The following is a 14,921-nucleotide window of genomic DNA, read 5'->3' on the forward strand; positions in this document are numbered from 1 at the left end:
CCGTTCTTGTCCGCAGTTGAGTCCCGGCGTGCTGCTTAGGAGCAGCGGCCGTAGTTGTCGTTGAACCTCACAATGTCGTCTTCGCCCAGATAGGCGCCTGACTGGATTTCAATGATTTCGAGCGGCACTTTCCCCGGGTTTTCAAGCCGGTGGCGAGTGCCGAGCGGGATGTAGGTCGATTCGTTTTCGCTCAGCAGGAACTGCTCTTCGCCGCGCGTGACGAGCGCCGTGCCGCGCACCACCACCCAGTGTTCGGCCCGGTGGTGATGCAGTTGCAGCGACAGCTTCGCGCCCGGTGTGACGACGATGCGCTTGACCTGGAAACGCTCGCCGCGGTCGATCGAATCGTAGAACCCCCAAGGACGGCGCACCTTGCGATGCGCGTCGGCCTCGGGCGCGTGCTGCGCCTTGATGCGCGACACCAGCCCCTTCACGTCCTGCACGTGCGAGCGGTCGACCACCAGCACGGCGTCGGCGGTTTCGACCACCACCACGTCGGTCGTGCCGACGCACGCGACCAGCCGTCCTTCCGAATGCGCGTAGCTCGACACCGCGCCTTCGAACGCGACCCGTCCGCGCCCCGCATTGCCGTTGGCGTCCTTGTCCATCGCGGCCCAGACGGCGTCCCATGAACCGAGGTCGGACCAGCCGGCATCGAGTCTGACGACGACGCCGGCGGGATTCGCATCCGCTGCGCGGCTGAGCGTGCCGTCCGTGCCGTCCGTGCTATCCGTGCTATCCGTGTCGCCGGTCGGCTCCGCGCCGGCGGTGTCGGTCAGACGCTCCATCACCGCGTAGTCGATCGAATCCGCGGACACGCCGAGAAACGCGTCCACGAGCGGACGGAACACCGCGCCATCGGTCCGGCCGCCGGCAAACGCGCGCTCGCAAGCCGTGTGCATATCGGGCTGCAGGCGCTTGAGCGTGTCGAGCCACACGCTCGCACGAACGATGAAGATGCCGCTATTCCACCAATACGTGCCGGCCGCGACGTACTGCGCGGCAATTTCTTCCGCGGGCTTCTCGACGAAACCGTCGATCGCATGGCCGCCGTCGCCCAGTTCGGCGCCGATCCGGATATAGCCGAAGCCCGTGTCTGGACGCGTGGGCGGCACGCCGAGCGTTGCGATCGCGCCCCGCTCCGCGTAGCGCGCCGCGCATTCCAGTGCGCCTTGCAACGCCCGCACATCCGCAATCGAATGGTCGGCCGGCATCACCACCAGAATCGCATCACCGCCGTCCGCACACGCGAGCGATGCCGCCAGCGTCAATGCCGGTGCCGTATCGCGGCGTGCCGGTTCCACAATAAGACGAGCGTCGACGCCGTTTTCATGAAGCTGTTCCGCAATGACGAAGCGATGCTCTTCGCCGCACACGATGATCGGCGCAACGTCCACGTTCCAGCCGGCCGGAAAGCCGTCCATGCGCCGCGCGGTTGCCTGCAGCAGCGAGTCGGAGCCGACCACGTCGATCAGTTGCTTCGGAAAGTTTTCGCGCGACACGGGCCACAGCCGCGTACCCGAGCCGCCAGCAAGAATGACCGGGACGATGTGCGCGCAACGCGCGCCCGCCGCTGCGGCATCCGCGTCGTCCGGTCCGACTGACGCGGCGCTTCCAGCTCCCTGAGTCACCATATTCGGATTCCTTATAATTCTCAAAGTCCAAGGAAATACTTCCCCGCCGCCGCGCTCCTCGCACGGCCGTCAGGCCGGCCCCGTTCGCGCTATTCGCCGACCATCCGGCGGCTTTGAATTCTGAATTCGGTAGGAGAGATTCTCATCCGCTTGCGGAACACTTTCGCAAGGCGGTCGCCGTTGCCCATGCCGGTGCGCCGGGCAATCTTGTCGACCGGTAATTCCGATTCGGTCAACAGGCTGCACGTCACCGCGAGTCGTTCGTGCAGCAGAAAGCTCGACGGCGTGATGCCCATTTCCATCTTGAAGCGGCGCAGAAAGTTGCGCTCGCTCATCGCGGCGAACTGCGCCGCGTCGGCGATCGAAATCGCCTGCTGGCAATTCTCTTGCAGCCAGCGAGCCGCCGCGCGGACCTTGTCGCCGGGGCTCAAGGCACCGTCTTCGCCAAGCAGCGGCGCGAGGTTCGAGCACGAATCGGCGAGCAGGCGTTCGGCCACCGCGCGCGCGGTGGCGCCGCCGAGGTCGCGCTTGATCATTGCGAGCGCGCTGCGCATCGATTCGAGACGGTCGCCCGCATCGGCGGCCGGTTCAGGCTGCCGTGCGCCATTCGTCTGCTGATGGAAATCGCCGCCTTCCTTGCCATCCGGTACGTACGCCGCCTCGAGCAGCACGCGGCCCTCCGCGATCGGCCGGATCATGCCGGTGTTGCGGCGCACGCGGCGCAGCCACGCAATCAGTCGCTCGTCGCCGGCGGCGGCGCATGCGCCCTTGCCGCCCGCAACGTACAACGCATCGAAGCCGCCGTAATGCCGCGCGTCGAGTCCGTCCGTCCACACCCGCAGCGCGGACGACGAAGTCACCATGCCGCCATCGGCCGACAGAAAAGAAACGTCGTACAACCAACCACCGGAGCCGGACGATGCCAGTTCATTCGCTGCCTGGAAGACCTCGGCAACGACGCCGGCACCCTGCAGCGAGCAGTCGTTGAACATCAGTATCGCGATGCGACGCATACCCTTGTTCGGAGCGTGCACCCAGCGCAGCATTGCAGACTCGAGACTCGCGCAGGTCATAGTCATCCTCTCGACAGAAAACGGATCTACTCTTCACCTTATTCCGGCCACAAAGAAAAGCCGACTCTGTGCAGTGCATCATAGCGACGGCCAATCCAGTATTTAGCCGCCATGACCGAAAGCGCAGACATGCTGGCGTATTGGCGACGTCACCGGCCAGTGCAATTCGGAACGCCCCCGGAATCACCCGCCTTTCAATGAATTAGCCGGCGATTCCACATATGAATGAATAGGCGTTTTGCGAATCTTAATGCAAATTAAAAGACCATTGCGTACGCCAGCGCACACTACGCGACCACTCGAAAACGACTAACTTACAATTTGATCCGCCCGTTAATACGTATAATTGAAGTGACCTTTTGCCGCCGGATCATCAGAATGAGTGTGGCCGCCTTTACTGCAGCAGTATTTGCCGGGCCCGCGCCAGTCGAATTTCTTCTGACAATTCATGTAGCGGGGTACAATGAGAGAAACCAGCATCCAATATAAACACTTTAGATGCCGACAAAATTATTTAATTGGTTGTTATTGGTTATCGTGAATATAAAGATGGCGATTAATGTTGCAAACGTGAAACACGGATATAAGACAACTTTAGCCCGCCGGGCAATAGGCGGGCCAATGGCCGATTGTGTCGAGTGAGGACCGGTTAGATTCCGCCAATGAATTGCGGAAATAGACTATGCGGTTTCCGCAACAGATTTGCGCGAGAGGCAGAAGAAGGCCGTTCTGACCTGGTGAACTAGTAGTTCGACGACGCGTCGTCGGAAGAAAATGCCGAGAACGAGACGGGGAACACATGTCGAATGTACGCGAATACCGCGCTCTGCGAACACTCGCTGGGGCACTTGCCGCTCACGAACGAACGCTGCGCGTTGCCGCCTCGGCGGCTGCCTTCATCGTGCTCGGCCTCACAGCGGCTCAATGCGGCGCGGCCAATGCCGAGTCGTCGGAGCCGAAAGGCGTGAGCAATGCCGAGATCACCGCCGACGGCAGAAAGTGGATGCCGTGCGCGGCGGAGTACGGCACCTGCCGCTTCGACGGCACGCGTGACGTGCTGTATGGCACCGTCGAACAGCATGTCGTGAAAACGTTTTCGAATAGCGCCGAATGCAATAACGGCGTGTTTGGCGATCCTGCGCCCGGTGTCGAGAAGCGCTGCGCGGTTGCGCAAACCGCGGCGAATTCAAGCGCGCCGCCCGCGCCGGCAACCGCGGCTGCAGCGCTCAAGGATGCCGCCGCGCAGTCCAGCGCGAGCGCTGCGCCGGTCGATCTGAAGGCACCGCCCGGACAAGGCCTGCGTTGCGCCGTACCGTCGTCGCCAGTGCGCGCGGCGGCGAATGGCGATCTGCTCGAAGCCGACACCCCGAGCGACGGCACACGCCTGTTCGCGGCCAACCAACCGTTCGCACTCGTCTTCACGGCACGCCCGACACAAAACGACACGCTCAACTGGCAGATCCGCGATAGCTGGAACGTCGTGCGGGCGAGCGGGCGCTTCCCGATTGCCGCGGGTCCAACACTGTCGACGCTCAGTTGCGCGTCTACCGTCGCCGGTTACTTCGCGGTCTCCGCCTCGCTGGAACGCGCACACGGGCAACTCGAGTCGCGCGGCACCCGCCCCGCGGGCATCGCCACCTTCGGCGTGCTGCCGGACCTGTCGTCCGCTTTATCCGCAGTGCGCTTTCCCTATGACGATTTGCATCGTTTCGGCGGACAGGGCACCGCCTATCTCGCGCCCGGCCAGCATTGCTGCGACGGCGACGGTTACCGCCCGGTCTACACCGCGCTCGGCCTGTCGTGGGTGAACGACAATCGCAACTGGTATATGGAGGAGCCGAAAAAAGCCGGCGCCTTCGACCCGCAGACGAAGCAGCTCACGCCGTTCTTCCGGCGCGGCGACATCATGCGGCTGATCCAGCTCGACGGCATTCCGTACTGGGTCAGTCCGACCGGCAAGGAAACCCACAGCTATGCGCCGACCTCGCTCGCGCAAATGAAGGACTACATGGCAAAAGTGGGCGCCGAGTCGAACCGCGTCCGCACGACCTACTTCCCCAGGCAGCGCGACAACTACTATCAGGTGACCTGGGAGCCGGACGCGGACGGCGGACTGCCGTGGCGCGACGGCGACGCGAATTTCATCGCGATGTACAAGGCGGTCTGGGAAGGCATCCATCAGACCGATCCGCACGCAGTGGTGATGGGTCTCACCTATTCGTCGGTGCAAGGCAACGTGACGTGGATGCGCCGTCTCGGTCCGCTCGGCATCGGCCGCTATATGGACGGCATGAGCGTGCACGGTTACTACGACGTCGGCACGACGCCTTCGCATCCGCCCGAGCGGGTCGCCGACACTGGCAACCAGGGCACCGTGCCGGGCGCGCTGCCCGCAGCGATGCGCGCGCTGCGCCACGAGCTGCGCCAGTACCTGAAACCAGGCGCGCCGCTGTTCGCCACCGAAACCGGCATCAGTTACGACATCGGCGAATCGTATGGCAAGAACTATCCCGGGGCGAACGTGCTGTACGCGCAGGCCGCGGTCGTCGCGCGCACGCATCTGATCCTGCTCGGCGAAGGCGCGGACATGACCTACGTGTTCTACCTCGCCGATATGCCGGAAACCGCAGCGGGCTACGGGATTTTCTTCGAGCTCGATCAACCGGCCGGCGCCTTCGGTCCGTCCCACATCAGCCCGAAGCCGGCCGCGCTCGCGGTGGCGGCGATGACGCGCATCTTCGACGGCACCGCTACGCTCGGGCCGCTCAAAGGCGTGCCCAAGGGCGTCTACGCGTACGCGTTCCGCCGGCTCGGCGGCGGCAAGATCGTGACCGCGCTATGGATGCACGACAACGACAAATGGAACGCGAAAACTGGCTTCGATGCGAGCCAGAGCGTGGACTACCGCCTGCGGGTCGACGCACCCGGCACGAACGGCGAAGTGACGGCGTTCGACATGATGGGTAACGCGACGAGCGTGCCGTACCACGACGGCTTGGCCGCGCTGAAGCTATCGCCCGCGCCGATTTATGTGGTCTCCAGCAACGCCGACGTGTTCAGGGATGCGGTCACCACACCCGAGGGCTACGTGGCGCGCTAGCGGCGCGATGTGACGATAGTTCGGCGCGATGTGACAGGTTCGGCGCTTGCTGGCGCACATAGCATCCGGGCAGTGCCGGGTTAGCATGCCTGACAACACGCTGGAGCCGCCTATGAACGGCCTTGCATGGATAATGCTGGTGCTCGCCGCGATGGTCGGTGCGCTCCTCTTTGTGACGATCGGCGCAATCGCGCTGGCGCTGCTGCTGGCGAACGCGTCAAACCGGCTCACGCGAAACGACGAGAATCATCGCGACTATTAGTCCGCTGACGAACGCCTCGGCAATCGCCTGACGAACACGGCGGATTCAACCGGCGCCCGACCTGTGGGAGAACGCATGCTGACGCAAATCGATTTCCTGGACGTGGTTCGTCTGACGCCCCTGGTCGCAATCGATCTGATCGTCAGCGACGCCGATGGGCGCATCCTGATCGGCCATCGCCGCAACCGTCCCGCGCGCGGCACGTGGTTCGTTCCGGGCGGCCGCATTCATAAGGACGAAACCCTCGACGCGGCGTTCGCGCGCATTGCCGACGCCGAATTGGGCATCGCGAATCTGACGCGCTCGGCCGCGCGCTTCGAGGGCGTCTTCGAGCATCACTACAGCGATAACTTCGCGGCCGAGCCGGACGTGTCGACTCACTACATCGTGCTCGCCTATGCGCTGTCGCTCGCCAGCACCGCGCCGATCGGCCGGCCCGACCAGCACAGCGAGTACCTCTGGCTCGCGCCCGCGGAACTGCTGGCGCGCGCCGACGTCCACGAGAACACCAAGGCGTATTTCCGCTAACGCAAGTGCACACATGGCCGCCGCGCTGAACCATCGGCGCTGCGCAATGTGCCGCTCATTGTGAGTTCGCCAACATGGCGGGCGATTCCACTGAAGTATGATCGAGCCCACTGTCAGGGGCTCGAATCACCATGCGTTCATCGGTAGCCAGGCTCGTTCGCGATTCATCCGTTGCTTTTCTCGCGCTGGTCTTCTTCGCGGTGCTTTCGGGCCCGGTGCGTGCGGCCGTTTGCAGCGCCGGCACGCTGGTCACCGTGGTCGCGCACCTCGACGACGACCTGCTGTTCGTGGACCCCGCGATCAACGAGCGGCTCGACGCCGGATGGTGCATCACCACCGTGCATCTGATCGGCGGCGCCAACGGTGCGGACTTCGCGTACGTGCAGACGCGCGAGCGGGCCTCGCGGCTCGCGTACGCGCGCATGGCGGGCGTACCCGACGACTGGATCGAATCGAACCTTGCGCTGGCCGGCAAGTTCGTGCACCAGATGGTGTTGAAAGCGAAGCCGCAGGTGCGCCTGCTCGAATTGCGCCTGCCGGGCGGCGGCGTGCGCGGCGGGCGCGTGCCGCTCGGTCTGCTGTGGGAACAGCACGCCACGCTCTTCACCTATCCGATGAACGAGGACGGCACCGGGCGCGTGAAATATGATCGCGATGCGCTGTCGGCGACGCTGAAGGCAATCCTCGCGCAGGCGTCGGAGATCTACACGCTCAATCCGGATACCGTGCCGTTCATCGAGCACCCCGATCACATCTACGCCGCGCGCATCACACGCCACGTCGCGCAGACGCTGGGCAAGAGCGTGCCGATCGTCTATCACGTCACCTACCCGACCGGCGGCTGGCCTGCCAATCTTCCGTCGGCCGAAGTGCAACGCAAGCGCGATATCGTCGCCAGCTACTTCTCGATCGACGGCAGCGAGTCGTCGCATGTGTTCGGCGAGTTTCAATGGGATGGCAACTGGGTGGCGCGCCGCTACGCGTTTGCCGACCGCGCGGATCGGCGCGTGCCGGATTTTCAGGCGCGTCCGGTACCACTGTTCAATGCCGCGGCGAGCCGTTGCGTGAGCTCCGCAGGCGCCGGCGAGGCGCCGACGCTCGCCGCCTGCAACGGGTCAGCCGCGCAGCAATGGCGCTGGGAACCGCTGAGCGTCTATCCTGGCAATACGCGCAACGCCGCGCTCGTCAGCGTCGCGACCTCGCAATGTATTGCCGAACGCGACGGCTATCTGGTCTCCGAGACCTGCGATCAATGGGACATGGCGCAGCGTTGGACGCCGTGGGACTTTGGCCTCGTCTACACGCCGCAGCGGCATTGCCTCGGCGAAAACGACGGCAAGCTCACGATGCGCGGCTGCACGTCGCTCACTGCGCGCTACCGGTGGGCCGCCACGCAACGCAGCCAGGCCAACGACCTGAGGCTCGCCACCGCGATGTATGGCGACCTTGCCGGCGCGGGCGAGCAGTCCGCGGTGTATGTGCAGCGGCAACACGACGGCCCGGGCTTCAACGTGTACGCCGCGTCGCTCGCCAAGGCCGCGCCGCCGGTGCTCTGGTATGCCAGCGCCGTGCGCTTCGATCCGCACGCCACAGCGCCGAGCTGCACCGCCGACTCACTGTGCTTCGACAGCGCGCGCTTCGTGCTCGGCGATTTCGATGGCGACGGCAAGCAGGATCTGATGGTGATCACCGCGCGTCAGGGCGGCACCGCATTCTGGCTGCTGCGCAGTAACGGTGAGCGCTTCGAGACGCCGCGCCTGTGGTTGCAGACCAGCGGGGCGTTCAAGCCCGAACTGACGCAGCAATACGTGGCGGCGGAGTTCGCCGGAACCCGCCGGGCCGGCGTGCTGATCGCGCAAAAACGGCCCGATAGCGGAATCGATCTCTGGTTGGCTTCATCGCAAGGATCGACCGGCTCGGCGCCGACGCTTTTAGCGCAGGCAAAAACCTTGCGGCAGAACGCCCAGTTGCTGCCGCTTCAGACTGCGGGATCGCGCGCGTCGCTGGTCGCGGTGGAGAACGTGGACGGCCGGCTCGCGCTCACGCCGATTGCCGACGACGGCACCCGCATGACCATCGGCGAGCGCAAACTATTGCCGCCGAATTTCGCCCCCGACTTCGTGAAGGTCGCAGTAGGGGCCGTGCACGACAAAGACGGCAACACGCTGATTCTGCTGACCCCGCATCCCGATGAAACGAGCGAGGACGCGAAGATCGACATCGCTACGCTCGACATGAGCAACGCGGCGAGTGCGCCGGTCCAGGCGACGACACTGCACGGCATGTCATGGTCGGATGTCTTTCCGGCTTTCGTGCGCGACAAACGAGGCGCGGCACTCGTGCTGTATCGGCGAAGCGACGCGACGCTCGGGGATTTCTATTTCACCGGCGGCGCACCGGCGCTGTCGCGCTATGCGTATGCGTCAGGAAACGGTTTCGCTTTGCGCGCGGCCCAGGATCTCGGCGAGTTGCCGGGGCTCTTCTCGGAGACCGTGCGAATCGACCGCCTGGCGCAGTAGCGCGGGCCGGTCCGCGCAAGGCCAATCAAGCCAATCAGGCCGATACCCGCAACGGCTGAACGAATTTCCGCGCGATCGACATGTAGCGATCCGCCGTGTCGTGCAGCGTGTAGCCCGCCAGCTGCCGCTTCGCGCGTGGCGTGTCGAGCGCGTGCAGCAGCGCGCGGCCATACGCGTCGGGGTCGGTCGTATCGACCAGACTCACGCCGGCAAACGCGCTCGCAAAACCGAACGACGGAATCCGGCTCGCCACCACAGGAATGCCCGACGCAAGCGCTTCAAGAAAACCGATGCTCTGCGCCTCGAAGCGCGAAGGCATCGCGAACACGCGCGAGGAGCGCAGGATCGCGGCCACATCGGAGCGCGGTCCGCCTACCGTCACCTTGCTCTCCAGACCGAACTGACGCACGAGCGCCAACACCGCCGCGTGATAGTCGAGATCTTCAAGGACCCCGCAAAACAACAGATGCGCGTCCGGTTCGCTTTGCAACACGCGCTGGAATGCGCGGATCGTGTCGAGCTGGCTCTTGCCTTCGATATAGCGGCCGATCTGCACGATCTGCTTCGCGGGCGCGCCAACCTCAAGCGAAGCCACGCTCTTGTCTTCCGCGAATAGCGACGCATCCACGCCATTGGGAATCACGACCATCGACGGATGTCGGCCGATCTCCCGCAGATAGTCGTCGAGATTTTGCTGCGACACGCCGATGACCGCCCTCGCCCGGCGCGACAACAGGCGTTCGGCCCGTTTGAGCGCGCCGTTCTCGAAGTCGTTGACGCCGGAATGCATGACCCACGCGATCGGCGTATGGACAGGCAGAAGCCGCACGTACAGCGCGGCGAGCGTTGCATGAGCGACGATGAAGTCGGGCCGGAACTGCCGCACCACGCGATACAGGTGCAGCAGCTTGCCTACTCTGCCGTAGTGAACCGTGGGGAACATGCAGGTGACGCCCGCAGCCTGAAGTTCGGCGCGAATGTCGGCGAAGTCGTCCTGCTGCGGCAGCAGCGACGCAATGCAGACTTCATGCCCCGCGCGCTGATGGTGAATCGCGACACCTTTGACAAGTACTTCTGCTCCGGACAACCGCGGTGCATGAACCAGTTGAAGAATCCTCACGATTTATCTCTCTGGATAACCGCCTTTTTTGCGCAGCGGATGGACAAGCCGCCCCCGTTAGTTGTCGCCCCCAAGTAACGTCGGCATCGCATCTTCGTTTACGAGGCGCGCTCCTCCGTGCGGAACGCGTCATCGGCTCGGTATTCAGCGACAGGTCCGCTGCGAAGTCAGTGTCGCGAGGAAACCTTACACCGAAGGCCCAGCACTTTTACGCCAACCCCAAGACCTCTTCGGCTATCGAATGAGTGCTAGCGCCCATATCCAGGCTCTTTTGTCTGATCTGGACAGTTAGGCATCCGTTTCAATTGATCCGCCCTGTTCGAATTGGCGGATAAAGACCACTTTCCACCGACCAATTTTTAGTCTGCACAATGCAATTAGTACTTCATCATTGTTCATACGTAACGACTCGTTACTTCTTTTAAGCAGACTAATGCGTATCGTTGCGGTCGATTCTTCCTTTTCATGACTCGCTAGCTTACGGAACAGTAGAAAGTTCGTTGTCTGGCGCCATGAAGTCAAGCGCTGCGATGTGAGTCGCGCTGTTCCGCAAGCCACCGGTTGTTTTCGTCGTACCTGCCCTGGTCGTCCGATTCCGCCAGAACCGCTGCAATCCGCGGCAGGGATTCGTGCGATCTGAATTTCTCCGACGAGAAACTCGTGCGGCGCCGGCAACCCGGGAAGGCATCAGCTTCACGCAACCCGACGGTTGCGTACCCAGGACGCCAGTGCCGAAGCCTTGTCATCGGCTGGCTTGCAGAAGAACCCGAGGTTCGCCTGTCTCCCGACGCGCTGCGCGCGAAGAGATGGACGGATGTTCAGCTAAAGCATTGCTCACAGATTGATGAAATCGCAACTACTCCTACTCTCGACCCTGTCCCTCGCGCTCGCCGGATGCGGCGGCGGTGGTGGCGGCGACAGTGCCGGCAGCACTGCGGCAACCCAGGCCAACGGCAGCAGCAACAGCGCAACCGGCTCGGCAGCTGCGGGCAACAGCAGTAGCAACAGCAGCAACGGTGCCACCGCGCTGAACGCGGCAGGCACCGCAGTCGCAAAGCTGAGCTGCACGTCGCCGGCCACCTCGGCAGGCACGGGCAGCGCGACGCTTGCCGCGGACACCCCCAGCGCGGACGGCACGCGCATCTTCGCGAACGGCAGCACCTTCAACCTCGCCTTCAGCACCAACGTGCCGAGCGCGGACATGTTGAACTGGGCCATCACCGACACACTCGGCAAAGTTGCGGCGAGCGGCAGCACGCCCGTGCCGAGCGGCGCGAAGACCATCACGTTCAATTGCACCTCCACGCTCGCCGGTTATTTCGCGGCGACCGGCACGCTCGCGCAGAACGGCGGCCAGTTGCCGCAAGCCGGCACGCGCCCGGTCGGCATCGCGACCTTCGGCGTGACGCCGAACCTGTCCGGCGTGGTTCCCGCCGTCACCTATGCGCGTCAGGAGCAGCATCGCTTCGGCATGCAGGGCGCCAACGACAACGGTCCGCTGCTGGCGGCACTCGGCATTTCGTCGACCATCGACGACCGCGAGCTCTCGGGCACGGAGCCGAACGGACCGAACACCTTCAACCCGTCGGCCGATAACCTCGATCCGTTCTACAAGTCCGGCAAGGTGATGCGCCTGATCCGTCTCGACGGGATTCCCGCGTGGGCGAGCAGCAGCGGCGCGTACCAGGACGACACCCACGTGCCGGCCGACCTGTCGTACTACCAGACCTACATGAGCCGCGTCGGCACCGAATCGAATGCGATTCGCGCCGCGTACTTCCCGACCCAGTCGGCCAACTACTATCAGGTGACGTGGGAGCCGAACCAGATGTGGGCCGACACCGACGCCAACTTCGTCGCCTTGTACAAGGCGGTCTATCAGGGCATTCATTCGACCGATCCGCACGCGGTGGTGATGGGCCCGGCCGATGCGTTCCCGAGCCTGACCACGTCGCATCTGAAACGCCTCGCGCCGCTCGGCTACGCGCAATACATCGACGCGGTGGCCACGCACGGCTACTACGACGCGGGCACCTCGCCGTCGCATCCGCCCGAGCGCTACGACAGCGACCCGTCGACCGCCGACGGTTCGTTGCGCGGCCAGATGCGCAATCTGCGCGCGGAAATGGCCACCGACTATCGCACGGGCATGAAGCTGTTTTCGACCGAAGCCGGCATCAGCTACGACCTCGGCAGCTCGTATGGTCCGAACTATCCGGGCGCGAACGTGCTGTACGCGCAAGCGGCGGTCGCGGCGCGCATGCACATCATCACGCTCGGCGAAGGCGCGGATCAGACCTACGTGTTCTACGGCGCGGACTATCCGGGCGAAGTCGGCTACGGCACGTTCTTCGATCTGAACGATGCGCAAGGCGCATTCGGCGCGCAGAACCTCAGCCCGAAGCCGGTCGCAATGGCGATCAGCGCGATGACGCACACGCTCGACGGCACCACCACGCTCGGTCCCGTGAACGGCACGCCGAACGGCATCTACGCGTACGCGTTCCAGCAGGTGGGCAACGGCGCGGTGATCACCGCATTGTGGGCGCACAGCAACAATGTGTGGAGCGCGAGCACGGGCTTCAGCTCGACCTATAGCGTGCCGTACAGTCTCGCCGTGGATGCGCCGGGCACGAGCGGCACGGTGAATGTGGTCGACATGATGGGCAATGCGACCAGCGCGAACTACAGCAACGGTACGCTGACGCTGAACCTGACCGAGTCGCCGGTGTATGTGGTGTCGAACAACGCGTCGGTGGCGAAGGCGAACGCGACGGTGCCGGTCGGCTACTTCGGCATGTAAGCCGGGAGCGGGCGGCGCGGCCGAGGTCCGCGCCGCCTGAACCGGCTTTGGACGTCAAAAGACAGAAACTCCAACATCAACGGCAAAATCAGCGCACACTACCTCACTGCTCCTGTGTGGAGCGAAAAACGCCAATTGGGAGTCCATCATGGCAAAAGGTCAGATGCGCAGTAACCGCGAAGTCAAAAAGCCGAAGCAGGAGAAGAAGCCGCAACCCGCCACTTCTCCGTCGGGCGCGCCGCCGATCCGCGTAGCACCGACCGTTTCGGCGACCCATAAGAAGCACTAACAGAGTCGGCCTGTCTCCGTGAGGCGGGCCGAATCGCTCACCCTCTCTCACTCATTGCCGGCAAAAGCGGCTACCTGGAAATATCCTCCAACGCGACGTCACGCGTTTTGGGTCCAAGCGTGCCGATCGCGACCATCACCACCGCCATCGCGCCGGAAATGAACACGAACACCCCGTTCACGCCGAAGCGGCTCAGACACCCGGCGATTACGAACGCCGAGAACATCGCCGAAATCCGGCTCCACGAATAAACGAATCCCACTGCCCGCGCCCGGATGCTGGTCGGGAACAGCTCCGCCTGATACGCGTGGTAGCTGTACGAAATGATGTTGCCCGCCAGCACGAGGCACACGCCGAGACTCACCAGCAGCACCGTCTCGCGCGCCTGGCTGAACGCCAGCCCGCACACCACGTTCACCCCCGCCATCAGGATGATCACCGTCTTGCGCTCGAAGCGGTCGGCAATCAGCAAGCCCAGCAACGGCCCGAGCGGCGCGGCAATCGCGATGAGGCTCGCGTACATCAGGCTCGTCGTGACCGTGATGCCCTGCTTGATCAGCAGCGTCGGAATCCAGTTCGCGAAGCCGTAATAGCCCATCGTCTGGAACACGTGGAAGATGATCAGCATCAGCGTGCGCTTGCGATACGGCGGCACCAGCAGATCGCGAAACGCCGCTCGCGCGCGCACCGGCTCGGGCAACGCGGGCTCCGGCAGCGGGCGTCCGGATTCGCGTTCCACGCGCGCTTCGAGGCGCGTCATCACCGCGTCGGCCTGGTCGATCCGGCCTTTTTGCGCGAGCCAGCGCGGGCTCTCCGGCAAACGCAGGCGGATCCACCACACCACGATCGCGCCGACCACGCCGGTCAGCACGACCAGACGCCAGCCGTCGAGTCCGAAGTAACGATGCGGCACCAGCAGATACGACAGAAACGCGACGATCGGCACCGCGCAGAAGCCGATTGCCTGCGAGCAGGCCGACGCGCGGCCGCGCACATGCTTCGGCACGAGTTCGGAGATGTACGTGCCGATCGTGACGATCTCCACACCGATGCCGATCCCCGCGATGAAACGCCAGAAGTTGAGCCCGAGCGCTGTGTCCTGAAACGCCATGATGATATTGGCCGCCGTGTACCACAGCAGCGACCACGTGAAGATCGCGCGGCGCCCAAACCGGTCGGCGAGAAAGCCGCACGCCGCGGTGCCGATGAACAGCCCCGCGAATAGCGCGGCGATGAAACTCGCGACGCCGCTGGTGCCGAACAGGCCATGCGTGGTCGCGGTGAGAATGCCGCTGCGCACGAGTCCCGGCGCGATATAGCCGGAGAACATCAGGTCGTAGAGTTCGAAGAAGAGGCCGAGGCTGAGCAGCATTACCAGCTTCCAGATCGAACGGGTGGCCGGCAAGCGGTCGAGCCGCGCGGAAATGCGCGCGCCCTCCAGCGCGATCTGCCCGGCGCGCCCGCCCGCCGACGTGTCCGTGCCCGCAGGCAAACCGCCCAGCGCGCCGGCATCGCCGACCGCTGCTGCATACACCGCTTGATTCGACGATTTCATTGTTTGTCTCCGTTGCTGAGTTCCGGTCTGCCGCCGGA

General features: G+C 64.1%; 11 protein-coding genes. 6 read left to right on the plus strand and 5 right to left on the minus strand.

Going from position 1 to position 14,921, the window contains the following annotated elements:
- Window positions 1–35: 35 nt before the first annotated feature.
- Together HV744_RS05685 and HV744_RS05690 are read right to left on the minus strand one after the other, a co-directional pair.
- On the minus strand, window positions 36–1,634 hold the full coding sequence (locus HV744_RS05685) for a sugar phosphate nucleotidyltransferase (RefSeq protein WP_175148562.1): 1,599 nt from the start codon (window positions 1,632–1,634) through the stop codon (window positions 36–38).
- Between the two features lie 89 nt (window positions 1,635–1,723).
- On the minus strand, window positions 1,724–2,707 hold the full coding sequence (locus HV744_RS05690) for a GlxA family transcriptional regulator (RefSeq protein WP_175148726.1): 984 nt from the start codon (window positions 2,705–2,707) through the stop codon (window positions 1,724–1,726).
- Window positions 2,708–3,506: 799 nt separating this feature from the next.
- Between HV744_RS05690 and HV744_RS05695 the strand changes: the two genes are divergently transcribed.
- The 4 genes from HV744_RS05695 (at window position 3,507) to HV744_RS05710 (ending at window position 9,116) form a co-directional block, all read left to right on the plus strand.
- Window positions 3,507–5,807, plus strand: a complete 2,301-nt coding sequence (locus HV744_RS05695) for a hypothetical protein (protein ID WP_175148563.1) — start codon at window positions 3,507–3,509, stop codon at window positions 5,805–5,807.
- Window positions 5,808–5,919: 112 nt separating this feature from the next.
- On the plus strand, window positions 5,920–6,069 hold the full coding sequence (locus tag HV744_RS05700; protein ID WP_175148564.1) for a hypothetical protein: 150 nt from the start codon (window positions 5,920–5,922) through the stop codon (window positions 6,067–6,069).
- 75 nt (window positions 6,070–6,144) lie between these two features.
- On the plus strand, window positions 6,145–6,597 hold the full coding sequence (locus HV744_RS05705; RefSeq protein ID WP_175148565.1) for a GDP-mannose mannosyl hydrolase: 453 nt from the start codon (window positions 6,145–6,147) through the stop codon (window positions 6,595–6,597).
- A 131-nt stretch (window positions 6,598–6,728) separates the two neighbouring features.
- Window positions 6,729–9,116 carry a PIG-L family deacetylase gene (locus HV744_RS05710; RefSeq protein WP_175148566.1) on the plus strand — a complete coding sequence of 796 codons (2,388 nt, stop codon included), beginning with the start codon at window positions 6,729–6,731 and terminating at the stop codon, window positions 9,114–9,116.
- Window positions 9,117–9,150: 34 nt separating this feature from the next.
- Here the strand turns inward: HV744_RS05710 and HV744_RS05715 are convergent, their stop codons facing one another.
- Both HV744_RS05715 and HV744_RS37150 read right to left on the minus strand, forming a co-directional pair.
- Window positions 9,151–10,236 carry a glycosyltransferase family 4 protein gene (locus tag HV744_RS05715; RefSeq protein WP_175148567.1) on the minus strand — a complete coding sequence of 362 codons (1,086 nt, stop codon included), beginning with the start codon at window positions 10,234–10,236 and terminating at the stop codon, window positions 9,151–9,153.
- An 834-nt stretch (window positions 10,237–11,070) separates the two neighbouring features.
- Window positions 11,071–11,454, minus strand: coding sequence for a hypothetical protein (locus HV744_RS37150; protein WP_246278953.1), 384 nt, complete (start codon window positions 11,452–11,454; stop codon window positions 11,071–11,073).
- On the opposite strand from HV744_RS37150, the gene HV744_RS05720 reads away from it, so the two are divergent.
- Both HV744_RS05720 and HV744_RS05725 read left to right on the plus strand, forming a co-directional pair.
- On the plus strand, window positions 11,438–13,039 hold the full coding sequence (locus HV744_RS05720; RefSeq protein WP_246278954.1) for a hypothetical protein: 1,602 nt from the start codon (window positions 11,438–11,440) through the stop codon (window positions 13,037–13,039). The genes HV744_RS37150 and HV744_RS05720 overlap by 17 nt on opposite strands.
- Window positions 13,040–13,187: 148 nt before the next feature.
- Entirely contained in the window at window positions 13,188–13,328 is a 141-nt protein-coding gene (locus HV744_RS05725; RefSeq protein ID WP_175148569.1) for a hypothetical protein, read from the plus strand.
- Between the two features lie 70 nt (window positions 13,329–13,398).
- Here the strand turns inward: HV744_RS05725 and HV744_RS05730 are convergent, their stop codons facing one another.
- Window positions 13,399–14,883 (minus strand): MFS transporter, encoded by a 1,485-nt coding sequence (locus HV744_RS05730; protein WP_175148570.1) that lies wholly within the window; start codon window positions 14,881–14,883, stop codon window positions 13,399–13,401.
- Between the last annotated feature and the right edge of the window lie 38 nt (window positions 14,884–14,921).

Source organism: Paraburkholderia ultramafica (genome assembly GCF_902859915.1).
Classification (GTDB): Bacteria; Pseudomonadota; Gammaproteobacteria; order Burkholderiales; family Burkholderiaceae; genus Paraburkholderia; species Paraburkholderia ultramafica.

Excerpts from the sequence above, each read along its gene's own strand:
- HV744_RS05685 (WP_175148562.1), bottom strand. The coding sequence starts at position 1,634 with ATGGTGACTCAGGGAGCTGGAAGCGCCGCGTCAGTCGGACCGGACGAC.
- HV744_RS05690 (WP_175148726.1), bottom strand. The coding sequence starts at position 2,707 with ATGACCTGCGCGAGTCTCGAGTCTGCAATGCTGCGCTGGGTGCACGCT.
- HV744_RS05695 (WP_175148563.1), top strand. The coding sequence starts at position 3,507 with ATGTCGAATGTACGCGAATACCGCGCTCTGCGAACACTCGCTGGGGCA.
- HV744_RS05700 (WP_175148564.1), top strand. The coding sequence starts at position 5,920 with ATGAACGGCCTTGCATGGATAATGCTGGTGCTCGCCGCGATGGTCGGT.
- HV744_RS05705 (WP_175148565.1), top strand. The coding sequence starts at position 6,145 with ATGCTGACGCAAATCGATTTCCTGGACGTGGTTCGTCTGACGCCCCTG.
- HV744_RS05710 (WP_175148566.1), top strand. The coding sequence starts at position 6,729 with ATGCGTTCATCGGTAGCCAGGCTCGTTCGCGATTCATCCGTTGCTTTT.
- HV744_RS05720 (WP_246278954.1), top strand. The coding sequence starts at position 11,438 with ATGTTGAACTGGGCCATCACCGACACACTCGGCAAAGTTGCGGCGAGC.
- HV744_RS37150 (WP_246278953.1), bottom strand. The coding sequence starts at position 11,454 with ATGGCCCAGTTCAACATGTCCGCGCTCGGCACGTTGGTGCTGAAGGCG.
- HV744_RS05725 (WP_175148569.1), top strand. The coding sequence starts at position 13,188 with ATGGCAAAAGGTCAGATGCGCAGTAACCGCGAAGTCAAAAAGCCGAAG.
- HV744_RS05730 (WP_175148570.1), bottom strand. The coding sequence starts at position 14,883 with ATGAAATCGTCGAATCAAGCGGTGTATGCAGCAGCGGTCGGCGATGCC.